General features: G+C 53.6%; 21 protein-coding genes and 1 pseudogene. 11 read left to right on the top strand and 11 right to left on the bottom strand.

All coding sequences use genetic code 11. From position 1 onward, the window contains the following. The 4 genes and pseudogenes from GOB86_RS09195 to GOB86_RS09210 form a co-directional block, all read left to right on the top strand. Positions 1 to 99 (top strand): annotated as a pseudogene (locus GOB86_RS09195) (IS5/IS1182 family transposase); the annotation flags it as partial. A 608-nt stretch (positions 100 to 707) separates the two neighbouring features. Next, the gene (locus GOB86_RS09200; protein WP_165992046.1) at positions 708 to 1,802 is read left to right on the top strand and encodes a L,D-transpeptidase; all 1,095 of its coding nucleotides are present in this window, start codon (positions 708 to 710) and stop codon (positions 1,800 to 1,802) included. Between the two features lie 76 nt (positions 1,803 to 1,878). Next, the gene (locus GOB86_RS09205; protein WP_165992047.1) at positions 1,879 to 2,862 is read left to right on the top strand and encodes a bifunctional enoyl-CoA hydratase/phosphate acetyltransferase; all 984 of its coding nucleotides are present in this window, start codon (positions 1,879 to 1,881) and stop codon (positions 2,860 to 2,862) included. Positions 2,863 to 2,889: 27 nt separating this feature from the next. Then, complete coding sequence (locus GOB86_RS09210; protein WP_165992096.1) at positions 2,890 to 4,095, top strand: acetate/propionate family kinase; 1,206 nt, start codon at positions 2,890 to 2,892, stop codon at positions 4,093 to 4,095. 14 nt (positions 4,096 to 4,109) lie between these two features. Here the strand turns inward: GOB86_RS09210 and GOB86_RS09215 are convergent, their stop codons facing one another. Beyond that, positions 4,110 to 5,051 (bottom strand): helix-turn-helix domain-containing protein, encoded by a 942-nt coding sequence (locus tag GOB86_RS09215; RefSeq protein ID WP_165992048.1) that lies wholly within the window; start codon positions 5,049 to 5,051, stop codon positions 4,110 to 4,112. A 231-nt stretch (positions 5,052 to 5,282) separates the two neighbouring features. Here GOB86_RS09215 and GOB86_RS09220 point away from each other — a divergent pair, with 231 nt between their 5' ends. The 4 genes from GOB86_RS09220 (at position 5,283) to GOB86_RS09235 (ending at position 9,687) form a co-directional block, all read left to right on the top strand. Next, positions 5,283 to 6,248 carry a thiamine pyrophosphate-dependent dehydrogenase E1 component subunit alpha gene (locus tag GOB86_RS09220; RefSeq protein WP_165992049.1) on the top strand — a complete coding sequence of 322 codons (966 nt, stop codon included), beginning with the start codon at positions 5,283 to 5,285 and terminating at the stop codon, positions 6,246 to 6,248. Positions 6,249 to 6,273: 25 nt separating this feature from the next. Further along, entirely contained in the window at positions 6,274 to 7,305 is a 1,032-nt protein-coding gene (locus GOB86_RS09225; RefSeq protein ID WP_165992050.1) for an alpha-ketoacid dehydrogenase subunit beta, read from the top strand. 3 nt (positions 7,306 to 7,308) lie between these two features. Then, the gene (locus GOB86_RS09230) at positions 7,309 to 8,430 is read left to right on the top strand and encodes an acetoin dehydrogenase dihydrolipoyllysine-residue acetyltransferase subunit (RefSeq protein ID WP_165992051.1); all 1,122 of its coding nucleotides are present in this window, start codon (positions 7,309 to 7,311) and stop codon (positions 8,428 to 8,430) included. Positions 8,431 to 8,790: 360 nt separating this feature from the next. After that, positions 8,791 to 9,687 (top strand): transporter, encoded by an 897-nt coding sequence (locus tag GOB86_RS09235; RefSeq protein ID WP_242012579.1) that lies wholly within the window; start codon positions 8,791 to 8,793, stop codon positions 9,685 to 9,687. Between the two features lie 32 nt (positions 9,688 to 9,719). Here the strand turns inward: GOB86_RS09235 and GOB86_RS09240 are convergent, their stop codons facing one another. After that, positions 9,720 to 11,048 (bottom strand): Nramp family divalent metal transporter, encoded by a 1,329-nt coding sequence (locus GOB86_RS09240; protein WP_165992052.1) that lies wholly within the window; start codon positions 11,046 to 11,048, stop codon positions 9,720 to 9,722. Positions 11,049 to 11,326: 278 nt separating this feature from the next. Here GOB86_RS09240 and GOB86_RS09245 point away from each other — a divergent pair, with 278 nt between their 5' ends. After that, positions 11,327 to 11,824 carry a peptide deformylase gene (locus tag GOB86_RS09245; RefSeq protein ID WP_165992053.1) on the top strand — a complete coding sequence of 166 codons (498 nt, stop codon included), beginning with the start codon at positions 11,327 to 11,329 and terminating at the stop codon, positions 11,822 to 11,824. 283 nt (positions 11,825 to 12,107) lie between these two features. Here the strand turns inward: GOB86_RS09245 and GOB86_RS09250 are convergent, their stop codons facing one another. From GOB86_RS09250 to GOB86_RS09290, 9 genes are all read right to left on the bottom strand, one after another. Beyond that, positions 12,108 to 12,371 carry a helix-turn-helix transcriptional regulator gene (locus tag GOB86_RS09250; protein ID WP_338331280.1) on the bottom strand — a complete coding sequence of 88 codons (264 nt, stop codon included), beginning with the start codon at positions 12,369 to 12,371 and terminating at the stop codon, positions 12,108 to 12,110. After that, positions 12,344 to 12,637, bottom strand: coding sequence for a helix-turn-helix domain-containing protein (locus GOB86_RS09255; RefSeq protein ID WP_165992055.1), 294 nt, complete (start codon positions 12,635 to 12,637; stop codon positions 12,344 to 12,346). Before GOB86_RS09255 ends, GOB86_RS09250 begins: the two co-directional genes overlap by 28 nt. A gap of 95 nt (positions 12,638 to 12,732) precedes the next feature. Continuing rightward, positions 12,733 to 13,074 (bottom strand): hypothetical protein, encoded by a 342-nt coding sequence (locus GOB86_RS09260; RefSeq protein WP_165992056.1) that lies wholly within the window; start codon positions 13,072 to 13,074, stop codon positions 12,733 to 12,735. Continuing rightward, a complete protein-coding gene (locus tag GOB86_RS09265) occupies positions 13,074 to 13,307 on the bottom strand; it encodes a hypothetical protein (protein WP_165992043.1) in 234 nt (77 codons plus the stop codon). Before GOB86_RS09265 ends, GOB86_RS09260 begins: the two co-directional genes overlap by 1 nt. After that, positions 13,304 to 13,561, bottom strand: coding sequence for a hypothetical protein (locus tag GOB86_RS09270; protein ID WP_165992057.1), 258 nt, complete (start codon positions 13,559 to 13,561; stop codon positions 13,304 to 13,306). Before GOB86_RS09270 ends, GOB86_RS09265 begins: the two co-directional genes overlap by 4 nt. Then, positions 13,558 to 13,887, bottom strand: a complete 330-nt coding sequence (locus GOB86_RS09275) for a hypothetical protein (protein ID WP_165992058.1) — start codon at positions 13,885 to 13,887, stop codon at positions 13,558 to 13,560. The genes GOB86_RS09270 and GOB86_RS09275 overlap by 4 nt, the downstream gene beginning before the upstream one ends. A gap of 80 nt (positions 13,888 to 13,967) precedes the next feature. Next, positions 13,968 to 14,354, bottom strand: a complete 387-nt coding sequence (locus GOB86_RS09280) for a helix-turn-helix domain-containing protein (RefSeq protein WP_165992059.1) — start codon at positions 14,352 to 14,354, stop codon at positions 13,968 to 13,970. 419 nt (positions 14,355 to 14,773) lie between these two features. Further along, positions 14,774 to 15,073: a hypothetical protein gene (locus GOB86_RS09285; protein WP_165992060.1), complete on the bottom strand. Its 300-nt coding sequence runs from the start codon at positions 15,071 to 15,073 to the stop codon at positions 14,774 to 14,776. 129 nt (positions 15,074 to 15,202) lie between these two features. Continuing rightward, positions 15,203 to 15,895, bottom strand: coding sequence for a DUF4145 domain-containing protein (locus tag GOB86_RS09290; RefSeq protein WP_165992061.1), 693 nt, complete (start codon positions 15,893 to 15,895; stop codon positions 15,203 to 15,205). On the opposite strand from GOB86_RS09290, the gene GOB86_RS09295 reads away from it, so the two are divergent. Beyond that, the gene (locus tag GOB86_RS09295; RefSeq protein ID WP_165992062.1) at positions 15,894 to 16,094 is read left to right on the top strand and encodes a hypothetical protein; all 201 of its coding nucleotides are present in this window, start codon (positions 15,894 to 15,896) and stop codon (positions 16,092 to 16,094) included. The genes GOB86_RS09290 and GOB86_RS09295 overlap by 2 nt on opposite strands. Beyond that, positions 16,091 to 16,588, top strand: a complete 498-nt coding sequence (locus tag GOB86_RS09300; RefSeq protein WP_165992063.1) for a phage regulatory CII family protein — start codon at positions 16,091 to 16,093, stop codon at positions 16,586 to 16,588. The genes GOB86_RS09295 and GOB86_RS09300 overlap by 4 nt, the downstream gene beginning before the upstream one ends. Positions 16,589 to 16,632 lie beyond the last annotated feature (44 nt).

Here is a 16,632-nt window from a genome sequence, read left to right on the forward strand (position 1 = left end):
ACGAAGGATGTCGAGGCAACAATCTCGTCATCCCACGCGTGGTTGATGATTGCCCATATCCGCAGAGTTCTGCGAAAAATCAATCAAACCCCTTTCTGATTCAGGCTCTTACAGGGCAGCAAAACCACCAACTGGCAATATATGCCTCCTTGCCAGAAACGGCAGGCCACCAGCAAACCCGTTGCTGCCCGAATGCTCCAAACTGCCGAATAAGAACAAAATGGCATAGCGGGGCGAAATAAGAACTCTGTGGTTCATAAATCTTCCCACCACAAAAATGTGAATAGGGAGGTATATGCAAATGATAATTACTGTCAACAACATCCGCACGAATAGCCCTCGGTCCCAACGGCGTGTTGTGTTTAAGCCACAATCGGCTGCAACTTCTAAGCCCCTCGCTATGCTTGATCTGGAACAGACGGCTACATGCACCATCCTCCACACCGGATTAAGCCTCTGGCAGGCAAGGGGGCTGCCTTGCCACGGCCCCAAGCAAACCGCCAGTTATCCAGTAGTGCGGGAGAATGCACATATGGGGTACGCAACCAAGACCCAACCAAAGTGCAGCCCTTACATGCAACATATTGAGAATAAACTCTTCATCTTGGATATTCCGCTTATGGGCAAGAAGTGCCATAGTCGCGAGCACTTAAAAAACAGGAGAACAGAACCCGGTGTGCGCGGCGAGACACTTAATCTTTCCGATTATGTTTGGCTGCCTTTTTGCTGCTCAAACTCTTCAGGCAGCGCCCTATTCCGCCAGTGCGGATTTTGCTGATGAACTCTCCAAGGCTGTAGGGGAGTCCTCGCCCCACGTTTTTTTTCCTAATGGAGACATAGGCGCGCCCCTGCATATTCCTGCTGCAAAAAAAGCCCCGGCGCCCGCGCCTCCGGTCAAATCCGCACAGGCAAAACCTGTGCAAACAGCGTCCGTAACAACAGTTGCAACGCAGCCAGTGCAGGTTACTCCACCAGCTCCAGCTCCAGCTCCAGCTCCAGCTCCAATTGCTGAGTTGGATGAGGCTCAGATACAAGCGGAAATCGACCGGCTCAGGCTTCTTTTTCAAAAAGAGGTACCCGCGGCATTTACTCCAAGCAGCAGCCAGAAAGATACATGGCTTATTCTGGCCCGCCAGCAGGCCAGCCTGTCTGGTTACGTGGTTCAGACCCCGCAGGCCGTTGTGATTGCCGACCGTAACCCCACAGTACAGCGCGCCTGTATTGTGGTGGCCCGCCCCAACACGCCTGAATGGACCATAATTGGGTGTACGCGCATCTCCACTGGCACAATTGGCCGTAAACATCATTATATTACGCCCGTTGGCATTTTTACCAACACAGCAGACAGGCTGGGCTACCGCGCACAGGGCACCAAAAATGAAAACGGTATCATGGGGAATGGTACCAAAGGCATGCGCGTATGGGACTTTGGCTGGCAGGTTGCTGAAAAAGGGTGGCTACCCAGCCGGGAACAAGGCCCCATACGGCTGGAAATGCACGCAACCGACCCTGTTTTTTTGGAGCGTCAACTCGGACATATGGCCTCGGCAGGGTGTATCCGTATTCCGGCAGCCCTGAATATCTACATCGACAAAAATGGTCTGCTGGACGCGGAATATGAACGCAAGGCAGCAACCGACAAGCGTTTTCGGGCCTTGTTGCGAACGGACAGAACACCATCCCAACTTGCCGGTATGGCGGTCATAGTGGTGGACAGCGCACCTCCGCCTAATGTTACAGCGCAACACAACCCATCACCCAATCTTGTGTCTGCCAGAATACCCAATTCGCCTATTCACTAGGTGGGCGCGATTGACTGGCGCGTCTTCCAACCTCGTTGCATAACCGGTGGAACATAAAGAGCGGGCCAGACCCAATATGAGACAGACCTCATCCCTGTTTGCAGGAGTAGCGCCTCCCTCGCGCCAGCCAACTTCTCACCAGCTTTTTTCGGATCTCATAAACCGTGCCATCGCACATAAACCAGTTCCCTACGGGCTTGTCTGGCCATGCGAGGAACACGCGCTGACAGGCCCACTGGAGGCCGCGCAAAAAGGAATTATCAAGCCCGTTCTGGTCGGGGACGAAACCAGCATGCGCGCAGTAGCGCGCAAAAACCGGATGGACCTGAGCCCTTACCAAATCATCCCTGCCGCAACGCCAGAAATTGCCGCGCAAAAAGCCGTTGACCTTGCCAGAACAGGACAGGTGCAGGGATTGATGAAGGGAAGTCTGCATACGGATGCATTAATGCATGCCGTAGTGTCTCCTACCAACGGTCTGTGCACGGGCCGCAGAATCAGCCATGTTTTTCTGCTCGCTGTACCGGGTTACAAAAAACTGCTCTTTGTAACCGATGCAGCCATTAATATTTTCCCCGATCTATCAACCAAACGCGATATTGTTCAAAACGCCATTGACCTGCATATCGGGCTAGGGCTCGGCCAGCCCAAAGTTGCCATTCTTTCCGCCGTGGAAGTGGTCAACCCCAAAATCCCCAGCACACTGGATGCCGCGAGCCTGTGTAAAATGGCCGAGCGCGGGCAGATAACAGGCGGCATGCTCGATGGCCCTCTGGGCATGGATAATGCCATAGACCCCGAAGCCGCCAGAATCAAAAATCTTGTATCCCCCGTAGCCGGACACGCACAGATTCTGGTCACACCGGACCTGGAAGCCGGGAACATGCTAGCAAAAAATCTGATCTTCATGGCACAAGCTGAATCTGCTGGCATCGCACTTGGCGCCAAGGTTCCCATTGTGCTGACCAGTCGGGCAGATAGCGTGCAGGCCCGTCTTGCATCTGCGGCCATTGGTGCCCTGTACGCCAGACATCTGGCGCAGCAGGATGCGGCGTTTTAAACCGCCATGCCAAGCGAGAATACGGCCCTGTCTGATGTTATTATTGTTTTTAATGCCGGATCATCCAGCCTTAAATTCACTGTTTTCCAGATAGAAAAAAAGACGACCATAAAAAAGCTGATCAAGGGTCGGCTTGAATATGACATTGATACATTCCATTTTTTTGCATCAGATCAGAACGATCAGCTTATTGAGCATGCAACCTATCCGCTCAGCCAAAAAAAGCCGCTGGAACATCTTTTTAGCTGGCTGGCCGAACATGAGCAGGGACGGCACAATATTGTTGGTGTCGGGCACAGAATTGTTCACGGTGGCCCTAATTTTCTGGCCCCTGTGCAGGTAACGCCAGAGGTGCTGGTCCAACTGGAAGCCCTGACCCCCTTTGCGCCACTCCATCAACCACAGACCCTCGCCCCAGTTCATGCCATTACCGACTATCGGCCTGACCTGATACAGATTGCCTGTTTTGATACGGCCTTCCACCGCACCATGCCCGATATTGCGCGCCTGCTACCGCTCCCCCGGCGTTATGCGGACAAAGGCGTTTGCCGGTATGGGTTCCACGGCCTTTCCTACGACTTTCTAACCCAGCGCCTATGCCAGATTGACCCGGCTCTAGCAAACGGGAAAACTGTTCTCGCCCATTTGGGGAATGGGGCCAGCCTGTGTGCCTTGAAAGAGGGTAAAAGCCTTGAAACCACAATGGGTTTTTCAGCCCTAGATGGGCTTATGATGGGGAGCCGGTGCGGCATGATAGACCCCGGCGCGCTGCTTTACATGATCAAGGAAGAAAAAGCAGACTGGAATACTGTGGTGAACACGCTTTACCACCAGTCCGGTCTGCTTGGCGTTTCTGGCGTATCGTCGGACATGCGCGTTCTGCGTGAACACATGACCACTGAGCCCGATACGGTATTACGCGGCCATATCCAGCAGGCACTTAGCCTGTCCGCCTATCGGATCGTGGAAGAAATTGGAGCCCTTGCCGCCATTATGGAAGGGCTGGATGGGCTGGTTTTTACCGCCGGAATAGGGGAGCACGACGCTCTGTTACGTCAGGACGTGTGTCTGGCACTTGGGTGGTTGGGCCTTAAGCTGGATAGGGAAGCGAATATGCGCCATGCCAGCATCATCAGTTGTCCAGACAGCGCAATCCGGGTGCGTGTGGAACCAACCCACGAAGAACTGGTGATCTGCCAGAATGTCATCCCTTTTGTGCAGGACCGGCTGTAACCACGCGCCAGATATTACCGCGCCGATGGAGGCGGCAGCTCAGCCAGAGTTTTCAACTTCCGGTAAAGAGTAGAGCGGCTGACACCCAGCAGGCGGGCAGCAGGCGCAATTTTGCCCTGCACCATGGCTAATGCACCCTCAATAACCGTGCGCTCTGCTTCCTGAAAATCCGGCACACCTGCGGCTCTGGCACCTAGATCAAAACAGACACTGGCCTGTTCAGGATCTTCTATCCCCAACATGGAGCGCGCGGCATAGGTTGCCCCCACAACAATACGCTTGTCATCCAACGCTATCATGGGGAGGGATATGCCGTTGCCTTCACCAAGCAATAAGACCGTTCTGTTGCGGAATGCCTCCAGAAAACTTCGTCTTTCCAGCCTTCGGGCGGCATCGACCAGCACGGCCTCCATCATCAGCACCACACGGCCCGATGGGTCCGAACGGATGGTACTGGCGTCCAACGCACCGGCAACACAACCATCTGGGCCGTAAAAGGGCACGGCCGAGCAGGTTAGGTAACGCAGCCCCGTACACCAATGCTCATCACGATGCACAGTAACGGGTTGTCCCTCTACAAGGCAGGTACCAATTCCGTTGGTTCCCGCCACAGCCTCCGCCCAGTTGGCTCCGGGCCACAGGTGCCAGCGGCGACACCCTTTTTCAAACAGAGGGGCACCACGACGGGCAACAACAATGCCTGCGGGGTCGGCCAGCAACACATTGTAGTCCAAGGTGGAAACAATACCGTGCAACCGGTCCAGTTCCGGGTCGGCTATTTTCATGGTGACCCCCATACGCTCGCGCGCCTGCCGAAGTTCTGCCGGACACAGAATATCCGTCCGCAGCGGGGTGTCCGTGGCAATGCCATGTTGCTCGGCACACCGACGCCATGAGTTCCTGATCAGCGGGGACAGGCCAGACCACACGCCTGAGGACATAGTGAGTGAGTTCATATGCGCTCATCCATCCACAAAAAGACTCTTCTGGCGTGTATTACGTTTCGGATATGCGACACTCCGCGTCAGGCATTCTCAAATACGCGTGAGACGAATTTTGAGCGGCCTTTACCCACCAGCATACCTCCTCATAACTGAGCGCATACCCGCTTCGCACTGTTATTTTTTTCATGCGGAATGGGGCGGAATAATTCCGTTGTCTTTTCCAACCCATGCCCGGGGGCAGATATGCAGATCGCACACAATATTCTTCTGCGTTCCTACCGTTCCATGCGGACAATCCGCGATTTTGAGGAACGTCTTCACGTGGAATTCGCCACTGGCGAAATTCCGGGGTTTGTTCACCTTTATTGTGGTGAGGAAGCGTCTGGTGTGGGTGTCTGCGCCCACCTGACCGATACAGACACAATTGCCAGCACCCACCGGGGCCACGGTCACTGCATTGCCAAAGGCGTTGGCGTGGAGGGCATGATGGCCGAAATTTACGGGCGCAAGACTGGCGTTTGCCACGGTAAGGGCGGGTCCATGCATATTGCGGATCTGTCTTTGGGTATGCTGGGGGCCAATGGCATTGTCGGCGGTGGCCCGCCACTGATCTGTGGTGCAGCCCTTTCGCATAAAGTGCTCAAGGATGGCGGCGTTGCCGTGGCTTTTTACGGAGATGGTGCCTCCAATGAAGGCACAACACTGGAAAGCTTGAATCTGGCCATGGTCTGGCAGTTACCCGCCGTTTTTGTCTGCGAAGACAATGGGTACGGCGAGGCAACGGGCGCATCCTACGCCTGTGCAGGCACCCAAAAAGCCCGCGCGGCAGGCTTTGGCATGCCCTATTTTGAATGTGACGGCACAGATTTTTTTGCCGTGCACGAAGCCGCCGGACAGGCCATAGCCCATGCGCGCGCAGGCAATGGCCCGGTCATGCTGCATGTTCATCTGGCCCGCTGGTATGGCCACTTTGAAGGGGATGCCATGACCTACCGGATCAATGGTGAAGTCGCCAGAGAACGGGCCGAGCATGATTGCCTGAAAAATTTCCGGCAGCGCGTGACCGAGGTCAGCCTGCTGGACCCGTCCGCGCTGGATGAAATTGATGCCAGTGTAAAAGACGAAATAGAGGCCGCTGTTAAAGCCGCCAAAAGCGCCCCATTACCCGAACCAGCAGACCTCGAAGCAGACGTTTACGTCTCTTACTGAGCCGAGCGCGAAACGGAGTATTATCATGTCCAAAAAAAGCTTTCGTCAGGCTATTAACGAAGCCCTGCGGCAGGAAATGCAGCGTGATCCACGCATTATTCTCATGGGGGAAGATATTGCAGGCGGGCAGGGTGGTTCTGCTGGCGTAGTGGATGCATGGGGCGGTGTTCTGGGTGTTACCAAAGGGCTGTACACCGAATTTGGCCCTGACCGTGTGTTTGATACCCCCATTTCCGAGGCTTCCTATATTGGTGCGGCCGTGGGGGCTGCCGCGACAGGCCTGCGCCCGGTTGCTGAACTGATGTTTGTGGACTTTGTTGGCTGCTGCCTTGACCAGATCATGAACCAGGCTGCCAAATTCCGCTATATGTTTGGCGGCAAGGCCCGCACGCCACTGGTTATCCGTGCCATGTATGGCGCCGGCTTTAATGCGGCCGCACAGCATAGTCAGGCACTTTACCCGCTTTTTACCCATATTCCCGGGCTTAAGGTTGTTATCCCTTCCTCCCCATACGAGGCAAAAGGCCTGCTGATTGAGGCCATAAGGGACGATGACCCCGTGATCTTCCTGGAAAACAAGGTCATGTATGATGACGAGGAAGAGGTGCCTGATGAGCCCTATACCATTCCGTTTGGTGAGGCCAATCTGACGCGTGAAGGCGATGATGTCACCATTGTTGCCTTCGGCCGCATGGTCAACTTTGCCAACGAGGCAGCCGACCGGCTGGAAAAAGACGGCATAAGCTGCTCAGTCATAGACCCACGCACCACATCCCCGCTGGATAGCGCGACCATACTGGAATGTGTGGAAGACACCGGACGTCTGGTGATTGTGGATGAATCAAGCCCGCGCTGCAACATGGCAACAGACGTAGCTGCACTGGTGGTGGAAGAAGCCTTTGAATCACTCAAAGCTCCCATACGCCGGGTTGTGCCCCCCCACACCCCAGTGCCCTTCGCAACCGTGCTTGAAAAACTGTACCTGCCGGACGCCGCCCGTATTGAATCCGCGGTCCGGTCCGTCATGGCCTATAAAAAAACAAAGCAGGATGCCTGAACAATGACAGACCTTATTACCCCCATCACAATGCCCAAATTTGGTCTGGCCATGACCGAAGGTAAAATTGCCAGTTGGAACATTCCCCCGGGCGGGCATGTGGACGCAGGACAGGAAATTGCGGACATAGAAACAACAAAAATCACCAATGGTTACGAAAGCCCGGCTTCGGGCACATTGCGCCGCCAGATTGCAACAGAAGGCGAGACTCTCCCTGTAGGCGCATTACTGGGTGTTCTGGCTGAACCTGCGGTGAATGACGCCGATATTGATGTGTTTATTGCAAAATTTCAGACCGATTTTTCATCAGACAGTGCGGCATCCACACAGGCCGATCACGCTGAGCCCGTTCTGGTCAGCGTTGGGGAACTGACCCTCCGTGTGCAGGAAGCCGGGCAGGGTAGCGGCACGCCCCTTTTGTTCATTCATGGTTTTGGGGGAGACCTGACCAACTGGATGTTGAATCAGAACAGTCTTTCCACCGACCGACGTACAATTGCCTTTGACCTGCCAGGCCACGGTGGATCATCCAAAATTGTGGGGGACGGAAAGCCTGCGACCTTTGCCGCAACAGCCGCCGCCCTGCTGGATAAGCTGGACGTTACCGCAGTCCATGTGGTTGGTCACTCACTTGGTGGGGCTATTGCACTGGAGCTTGCCAAAGCTTTTCCGCAAAAAGTTGCGTCTCTTTCCCTCATTGCCCCAGCCGGGCTGGGGCAGGGCATCAATATGGATTTTATTGAAGGCTTTATCTCCGCAGATCGGCGCAAAACCCTTGAACCGGTTCTGAACTATCTTGTGCATGATAAAACTCTGATTTCTCGTAAAATGATCGAAGATATCATTCGTTTTAAACGACTGGACGGAGCACTGCAAAGCTTACAGACAATTGCACAGGCCTGCTTTCCCAACGGCCGACAGGCTGATGACATTCGTCCGGCCTTGACCGCTTTTTCTGGCCCGTCTCAGATCATCTGGGGGGCTGAGGACGAAATTCTGTCCCCTGCCGACGCAAAGGGCCTGCCAGACACCATAACCGTGACAATTCTTCCTCAGGCAGGCCACATGCCCCAATTGGAAAATGCACCGGCCGTTAATGCCGCCATTACGCAGTTTGTAAAATAACTCCCCTTACATGTTTACTAAACTCGCCCTTGCAGCATCCCCTTTTGCTGCAAGGGTTTTTTATAATCACCCCAATTCCGATCAAAAACACCGATAGATCATATCTACTAAAATTTCTGCATTGTTCTGCCTGTCTCAAAAATGGAACAGTTTTAAGGGAGACAGACACACTCCCGTGAACTCATGCGGATTGTAGTTATATCATATTCATTTATTTTCGTATTTATGCCGCCAACGCGCAAACGTCACCCTTCCAAGCAGGCACATTACAAAGGCCTGCTTTTTACAAATGGTCATTTTATCACACCAACCTGCCGTCATCCGTTTTTACAACGGCACCCTCCATAATGGAGATTTTCGATGCTATGTAATGCAAAGCCCGAACGGCTCCTGCTGGCCTTGGGCCTGTGTGGAACCTGTTTGTTTTTACCTATCCCGCGCCTGTCTTATGCTGCGGACATAACATTGGGTATTATTGGCCCGCATGAATATGACCTGCCCGTGGATTACAAACCGTTCAACGTGTTGGTCCAGTACGGTAATGGCAACGCATCGGGCAATACCTATAACAGCACGGGGGAGCGTATGCCTGCCCATGGTGGAAGCCATACATGGTCAGGACTGACCAAATACGTGCATTTTCGCACATTTGACGCGCTGCCCCATGTTGGCTTTGCTTTTGAGGTCATACAATCTGAAAACTATACTCTGGCCGGCGGCACAAATTATGGCGGTCTGGGCGGCACAATCGTCGGGCCTGCCGCATGGTTTAAGCCCAATACACACAGTACCCTTGGTTTTCAGACATTCTTGCAAACCCCATCAGGCACGCGTGATACCTTGGCCTCCGGTTACTGGGCCAACATATCCAGCATTATCTTTGACTATGAATGGAAACACTTCAGTTTTGATGGTGATGTGGGCACAGTAGTCGGCTCTACACAGCACAAGACCAACCAGCACAGCTATTCTCCCGGTGTGGTATTTTACAGCAACTTACGCTTTAGCTGGAAAGCGACAAAACTGGTCGAACCTTTTTTTGCATTTGACTGGCAGAATGTTGGTGGAACATACGACCAGAGCGCACATTACGACCTGAGCAACTCCAATAGCCGGGAAATCGCCCCCGGTCTGGGGATCATGTTCAACATCAGCCGGACCATCAGCTTTACAACGCGCTACACTCACTCCATCGAAGGCCGAAATACACCAGAAACCAATGCCTATTATGTTAAGTTCCTGTACCTTTGGCCATAAACTGTGGCTAATAATGGCGCAGCATCACGTCATTACATTATGGTATCATACAGCAATTTGAAATTCAGAATAAGAATCAGGCCAGCGACAAACCATGCCAGAACCGCCAGAGGTCGGGAAATAACAAAAACTCCCATAAGCCTCCGGTCAGAAACAAACAGAACCAGTGGAATAACAGCAAAAGGCAATTGCATGGACAGCACAACCTGACTGGCCATTAAAAGCTGACCAACACTTGCATTGCCGTAAAGCACAGTCCCTATAACAACTGGCACAATCGCCAGTCCACGAGTTACAAGCCGCCGCGCCCAATGTGGCAGTCTGAGGTGCAAAAAACCTTCCATAACAATCTGCCCGGCCAAAGTGCCTGTAATGGTCGAATTGGTACCTGCTGCAAGCAGGGCAAGACCAAACAGGGCAGACGCAACCCCAAGCCCCAAAAGGGGAGAGAGCAGGTGGTAGGCATCCTGAATCTCGGCTACGTCCTGATGTCCGGTTGTATGGAACGCCGCGGCTGCCACAATAAGAATGGCAGCATTAATAAACAGTGCAAGCATAAGAGCTATTGAACTGTCCCATGTTGCCCAACGTATGGCGTCCTTGCGGCCCCGTTCGGTTCTTTCATACGCCCGGCTCTGCACGATGGATGAATGCAGGTACAGATTATGGGGCATAACCGTAGCCCCAATAATACCAATGGCAATATAGAGCATCTGACTATTGGTCAGGATTGAGAGCGATGGCTTTAATCCGGCAAACACAGCCGCTAACGGGGGAGCCGCAGCAATAAGTTGCACGGCAAAACATAGGGCAATAATGCTCAACAGCCCGATGATAAATGCTTCCAGATACCGAAAGCCACGGTTCATAAGGAACAGAACAAGCAGTGCATCGAGGCTGGAAATCAGCGCCCCCACAAGCAGCGGAATATGGAAAAGCAACTGCAATGCAACAGCGGTGCCAATAACCTCCGCAAGATCACAGGCAATAATGGCCAGTTCGCAGGCTACCCAGAGCAGAATATTCAGAACGGGATGAAAGCGCCGCCTGCATGCCTGAGCAAGATCCAGCCCGGTGGCAATACCCAGACGGGCAGACAATGCCTGCAACAGAACTGCCATAAAGTTGGACAACACAATAACAGACAGCAGCGCATAGCCAAAACGCGCGCCTCCCTGTAGGTCCGTTGCCCAGTTGCCGGGGTCCATATACCCGACAGACACCATATACCCCGGGCCAACGTAACTTAGAAAACGCCGCATCCAATGGGTATCATCCTGCGGCACCCGAATGCTGGCAAATGCTTCAGGCAGGGAATGCCGACTATCGGCATGGTCGGGTTGAAAAGCAGGTCTTTGCATTATCTTTTGCACTCAGGCCCCCATGGTTGTGCGGCCTGACCATAAGTCAGCCCAACCCCACACGACCCGACGCCACAAATAAGTACTTTATTAGTCCTCATTAGCAGACTGTGGCAACAGATACGCCTTTGGGCAAGCCCCCAACGCGTTCTTGAATACTGCCCAATACCCGGTACAATCCGCAGCACTTTCTCCACGGCTTATTCCATGTCCCGCTCTACAGCACCAAGCAGCCCGGAGCGAGTTGGAACAAACCGCAGATCAGTCAAAGAGACTCCATGACCGTACAACCCATTGTCTTTTTCCCCGACCAGCGTTTGCGGCAGGTTGCCGCTCCTGTAGTGCTCTTTGATCACGCCTTGCGCACGCTCACTGCCGATCTGCTAGACACACTCCGCGCCGCTCCGGGCATAGGTATAACCGGTCCGCATATTGGAGTTGACCTGCGAGTGATTGTTCTGGACTTGCCTGACGCGGATGAACCAGAAATCTACATCAATCCTGAAATTATCTGGCTATCAGACAACATGGTGCACAACGAGGAAGGAAGCATATCCATGCCCGGTGTCTCGGCTGGCGTTACACGCCCGGCCTCGCTCAAAATCCGGTATGCTGAATTGAATGGGGATCTGCGGGAAAAGCAGGCTGACAGCCTACGCTCAATCTGCCTTCAGCACGAAATTGACCAGCTGGACGGAGTATTCTGGTTACAAAGACTGTCCAGCCTTAGGCGGAACCGTCTGATGGCCCAGTACAAAAAGCTTGTCCGCCCTTGACCACAGACGGACAACCGGCAGCAAAACCAACTCTGACCAGAACCCTAACCTGAATAGACGCCGCAGCCACACATGATTGTAGCAGAGCAGACAACAAGCCTGTCTGACAATCTATAGCAACATAATTATTTATTTTCAGGGGGGGAAGTGGAGGTCCGGGCGTCTGTCGATCATATTATTCAATATGCTGATTTATATTAGTAAAAATTTGCCACCATTAGAAAATACCCCCTAAAATACCCCCATAATTTTTCGGTACCGGGGGTATCTCAGGTCCGCCCCCTCATCGAATCGATGAGGCTGATACGGCTGTAGCTCGAGGCATCTCAAGGCTTGATATCCAACTTTTAACATCCTGTTCCCTCCAGCGTACGCAATTTTCGCTGAACTTTACCGGCTTGGGGAAATTGCCACTATCCATCCGCCTGTAGAGCGTGCGAGTCGTTACCTTCAGGCAACTCGCAACCTCCTTGGCGGTAAGAAATTGTTCCAATGGCTCGGTCTGTGAGAGTTGTTCACTCATGCGTCTGAACTTTCGAAAAACCATGTAACTGGCACGGCCAGCGTTTCTGCCAGCACGGGCACCAGTGCGGCTTTGATTGCGTTGCGGCCCAGCTCGTATTTTTGAACTTGCTGGTAGGAGCAGCCCACGGCCTCGGCCACGCGGTCCATGCTCAGGCCAAGCTGAGTGCGGCGGTGGCGGATGCGTTTGCCCAGGGCTTTATCCCACCGGATGCGCTGTGGCTCCTGTTTGGGCACCACATTCCGCTTGGTGCCGAGCAGATCCTCCAGATCAATCTGGTTGCCCGCCATCAGGCCGACAGCAGGGCAAGCAGGCTGGCGCCAAGGCCAATGGTGCCCAGCAGAAAGAGCAGAAACGCTGGATGCGGAGCAGGGGCGCGCATGGCTTAATGCTGCATGGTTGAGCATGGCGTTTGCTCCCATGGTTTTTGCTGTGGGTCTTGCTCTGCGTTCATGTAGTGATTGACCACATTTGCGATCTGCTGCGGTGTTCTTCCTGCCTGATAGCTGCGCATAGCCTCGGTAAAGGCAGATGCCACGCATGGAAGAATGAATTTGATACACCCAAAGACAGCTATTTTGTTTTCAACGCTTTTGCCGCTTTGTTCAGAAATAGTCAGGCTGCCGACATATGAAAAATTAGCGTCAGGCCCAGCATTATCAATATCGCTGCGTATTTTGGCATATACCTCTTCCAGTTCTGCCAATGCGCGTTCTTTTCTGCTCATTATGCGGCCCTCACTTCACCCAGAATGAACTGGCGGATGCGCGCGACCGGGGCGCGGTGCAGGGCGTGGGAGTGGTGGAGGCGGGTTGTGGCCTCGGCTTCCTCCGCCTGCATGGCTGCGGCCATGTGCTTGATGTGTTGCAGCATGGCGCTTGCAACGTGGTCGCTGGGGGCGTGGGTGTGGACCAGCTGCTCCAGCTTGGCCCGGTGGGTGTTAAAGTGCTGGCTGTTCATCGCAGGTTCTCTTGCAGACGGTCTATGCGGCGGACGTATTCGTGCGCCTCGTTCCGGGTGTGGTTGGCCAGGCGCTGCCATGTGCCTGCGCCATCGGGGTTGTTGCTGGCCATGCAGGCCTCCCGCCAACGCTCCTGCTCATCCGCACGGATGAACAGGGTATCGGCCATGGCCTGAAATAGCCCGATCTTGCGTTGGGTCGCGGCTTTGCGCTGGCGCGTGGCCACAAGCTGCGCGCTTAAAGGGCAGGTCATGCTGCCTCCTGATTGTTCTGCTGGAAGCGCAGGCGGATAGTCGGCGGGAAGTAGCCGGTGCCTACGTTCAGGTTTTTGCGGAGTAGGGAGAGGTCGGACAGAACCTGCTCAATGCTGGCGCACTCCATGGTGGCCAGATCAAGCGGGCGGGTGTGCAGATGGCACTCCCGCAGCAGGGTTCCCGTTACGTCAAAAATTCGCTTGCGGACCGCCCGGTCCTGCCCGCCGCGTGAGTGTTCGGCTACGCGGATGCAGATGCGCCTAATGCGCTCGTTGTCGTCATAGGACACGCACGGGGTCTGTGCTGGGTCTGCCGGTTTCGGCATGGGGTTTCTCCATCACGGGTTGTGATGAAAGAAACTAAGCAAAACTAAGAAATGGCGCCAATCAAAAAAACTAAGGAAAACTAAGTTTCTTTGTTTTGGAATGCTTTTGCTGCTGATCTCACTATGTGCATGAACTGCTCTTGCTTTTCGATCGGTATGCCCCTGAGCAGCTCCAGTTGCTCTAATTCAGTTTCTGTTTGTGCCTTACGATTTTCAGCAGGGTCATCACCAGTCAGAAGCCACGTCATAGGAACCTTCAGAAGCCGTTCTAACAAAGCGGCTTTCTTTGCAGTGAGACCAGTTTTCCCAGTTTCCCACTGACCTACAAGTCCAGCCGAGACTCCGAGCATATCAGCTAACTCTGTTTGTGTCAGTTCCATATTTGTTCTTGCTCGCGCGATACGTCGTCCGCGAGCCTTATCAGCCTCGGTTATGACCTTCTTTTTGTCTGTATCAGGTGCTGTCATACCATGCATTGTTGCATAGGCGAGAAAAGGTCGCACTTAGGCGCGCTTGCAATACGACCTTAGTTTCGCTTGCATTCCCTTCTTAGTTTTCCTAAGTTTCGTTTTATGAGAGATGCAGTCCTGACCGAGATCATGATGCGCCGGAACGCAAACAAGCGGATTTCTGCGGCTTGTGGGCTGTCCACTGCGGCCGTTTCCCAGTGGACACGCGTGCCACGGAAGCATGTGGAAACTGTTTCCAAGCTATCTGGAAAGCAGCCCCACGAATTGCGGCCTGATCTCTTTTCCGTACCAGCCCATAAGGAAATTGCAGCATGATGGTCTCTCATGTGACCAATCATGCTGCTGGTGGTTTCCCCTGTCAGCCGAACTCGGTTCGGACTGGTAGGTCGATGGGCATCATAGAGGCTGACGTTTTGTCACTGCTCTTGCTCTCTAAACCATTTCAGAATGTCGGTGACCACTTCGCCGGTCTCAGGAACGACCAGTTCTTTGACACTGGATGCTTTAAAAGAGCGCGGGCTATTCCGCTCATGGCAAAAAGCTTTGATCGTAAGAATCCGGATTTCCCCATTGGGAAGCTGCTCTCCATTGAGGCCGTTAACTGTGATCCGTCGTTCACTTTCACCCTTCGTGCCCGCGTAACGCATAAGGAAATCCTGCTTGATTTCCGTAATGGAGACTGGGGGCAGGGAAGGCTTACCAATTTCAATTTTCATATTTCAGTTCTCACGATGGTTCGGTCTAGCAACCCCATCGTGCGGCGTACGGGCCGGTGTGGCAATACACTGGCCCGTGTTGCGCCTATTGCAGGGAGTGGCAGCATGAAGCACGTGGATAACCGCCGTTTAGCCCGCGGTATTGGGAGCGGGAGCAGGCAAGGCAGCCTGCTCTTCCTGACCACGCATGGCGGCCACTCGACCGGGCAATTCAAACAGATAAACCAGCAGCATGCGTGTCAGGTTAGCCAGATCAAGCACGTCCTTGGCTTCAGGCTCGCATTCATCATGGGCGGTTTCATTACCGATAATGCGTACCTGATGAGCCCAATCGGCAAGGTCTTTCGTCAAGCGCCCGTTTGCTGCCAGCAGATCAATGCGCTTCATAAGGTTGCCTTCGTTTTTCAGATCGGCTCCCAGTTCTTTTGTCGCGGTTTCCAATACCTTTCGGTACATAATTCCGGCGGCATCCCAGTTTTTTTGCGCTTTGTTGGCCTCCGCCTGCTGAAAAATACGGCTTACGTTGGGCGAGGTATAATCAGGCGCACCCTCAATATCGGGTTTGGGCCAATAATCGACCATAATGAACATGCCGTTAATAGAGCCATCAGTTTGGAAGACCCTATAAAAATCAGGCGTATTAAGAATTGGCTGCGGTTTTTGTCTAGCAATAAAGCCGATACTCATGGAGCAGTTTCTACAAAAGGCGGCAACAGATCTCTGCTCACATCCAGCATGATTACTGAAATAAACCACTCCCATTATATCAAAAGTCATTTTTTGTTCTGCACAATGTGGGCAGGTGAAGGAAAATGTTGCCATGGATAATTTTTCTTTCGGTCGAGACAAAATGGCTGCCAGTGAAAGAAGAATACGGGCTGCATTAACCGCAGAGACCCCATCTGATCGCCTGACAATGTTGCGGCAAGCATATGACAGAACAGTAGAAAATGAACGCTATGCTTTTGCATTGGTGCTCATAACCCGTGTTGCCATGTTCCCGCGGGAGAATGACGCATGAAACAGCCATTTTCTGCTGCGTGCATTGCCGCCATAAAAACCGCTACCAAACAGGCCATTGCCCATGTGGGCGGCATCGATGCTGCTGCCTGTATTGGCAGAGTAGGGCGCACGCAGTTTTCCGATTACTCCAACCGCTCGCGGGATGCGGTTATTCCGCTGGATGTGGCGCTGGATCTGGACCACTGCGCGGAGCACCCGTTTTTGTTGCATGCCATGGCGCAGGCGTTGGGGTACGCGGCCATTCCGTTGCACGTGGGTCCCGGTGACTTTGGGCAGGACATGAGCGAATACGCCATTGCCTCGGGCGACATAATGGCCACGGCCATGCGTATTCTGGACGATGGCGTTGTGGACCGGCAGGAGGCGCAGGAAATTGCCCCCAAGATGATGCATGCCAAGCAGCTGCTGGACCGCGCTCTGGCCTTTGTTCACAAGGTACAGGAGCAAAGCCGCCCCAGCGTTGTTGCCGGTAAGGATTCCGCCAATGGTTAGGGCAGCAGGCAGCAGGCAGCAGGCAGCAGGCAGCAGGCAGCAGG

This window comes from Acetobacter lambici (assembly GCF_011516885.1).
Lineage (GTDB): Bacteria > Pseudomonadota > Alphaproteobacteria > Acetobacterales > Acetobacteraceae > Acetobacter > Acetobacter lambici.

Coding starts and splice junctions, on each gene's coding strand:
- GOB86_RS09200 (WP_165992046.1), top strand. CDS start 708: ATGTTTGGCTGCCTTTTTGCTGCTCAAACTCTTCAGGCAGCGCCCTAT.
- GOB86_RS09205 (WP_165992047.1), top strand. CDS start 1,879: ATGAGACAGACCTCATCCCTGTTTGCAGGAGTAGCGCCTCCCTCGCGC.
- GOB86_RS09215 (WP_165992048.1), bottom strand. CDS start 5,051: ATGAACTCACTCACTATGTCCTCAGGCGTGTGGTCTGGCCTGTCCCCG.
- GOB86_RS09220 (WP_165992049.1), top strand. CDS start 5,283: ATGCAGATCGCACACAATATTCTTCTGCGTTCCTACCGTTCCATGCGG.
- GOB86_RS09225 (WP_165992050.1), top strand. CDS start 6,274: ATGTCCAAAAAAAGCTTTCGTCAGGCTATTAACGAAGCCCTGCGGCAG.
- GOB86_RS09230 (WP_165992051.1), top strand. CDS start 7,309: ATGACAGACCTTATTACCCCCATCACAATGCCCAAATTTGGTCTGGCC.
- GOB86_RS09235 (WP_242012579.1), top strand. CDS start 8,791: ATGCTATGTAATGCAAAGCCCGAACGGCTCCTGCTGGCCTTGGGCCTG.
- GOB86_RS09240 (WP_165992052.1), bottom strand. CDS start 11,048: ATGCAAAGACCTGCTTTTCAACCCGACCATGCCGATAGTCGGCATTCC.
- GOB86_RS09245 (WP_165992053.1), top strand. CDS start 11,327: ATGACCGTACAACCCATTGTCTTTTTCCCCGACCAGCGTTTGCGGCAG.
- GOB86_RS09250 (WP_338331280.1), bottom strand. CDS start 12,371: ATGGTTTTTCGAAAGTTCAGACGCATGAGTGAACAACTCTCACAGACC.
- GOB86_RS09255 (WP_165992055.1), bottom strand. CDS start 12,637: ATGGCGGGCAACCAGATTGATCTGGAGGATCTGCTCGGCACCAAGCGG.
- GOB86_RS09260 (WP_165992056.1), bottom strand. CDS start 13,074: ATGAGCAGAAAAGAACGCGCATTGGCAGAACTGGAAGAGGTATATGCC.
- GOB86_RS09265 (WP_165992043.1), bottom strand. CDS start 13,307: ATGAACAGCCAGCACTTTAACACCCACCGGGCCAAGCTGGAGCAGCTG.
- GOB86_RS09270 (WP_165992057.1), bottom strand. CDS start 13,561: ATGACCTGCCCTTTAAGCGCGCAGCTTGTGGCCACGCGCCAGCGCAAA.
- GOB86_RS09275 (WP_165992058.1), bottom strand. CDS start 13,887: ATGCCGAAACCGGCAGACCCAGCACAGACCCCGTGCGTGTCCTATGAC.
- GOB86_RS09280 (WP_165992059.1), bottom strand. CDS start 14,354: ATGACAGCACCTGATACAGACAAAAAGAAGGTCATAACCGAGGCTGAT.
- GOB86_RS09285 (WP_165992060.1), bottom strand. CDS start 15,073: ATGAAAATTGAAATTGGTAAGCCTTCCCTGCCCCCAGTCTCCATTACG.
- GOB86_RS09295 (WP_165992062.1), top strand. CDS start 15,894: ATGGATAATTTTTCTTTCGGTCGAGACAAAATGGCTGCCAGTGAAAGA.
- GOB86_RS09290 (WP_165992061.1), bottom strand. CDS start 15,895: ATGGCAACATTTTCCTTCACCTGCCCACATTGTGCAGAACAAAAAATG.
- GOB86_RS09300 (WP_165992063.1), top strand. CDS start 16,091: ATGAAACAGCCATTTTCTGCTGCGTGCATTGCCGCCATAAAAACCGCT.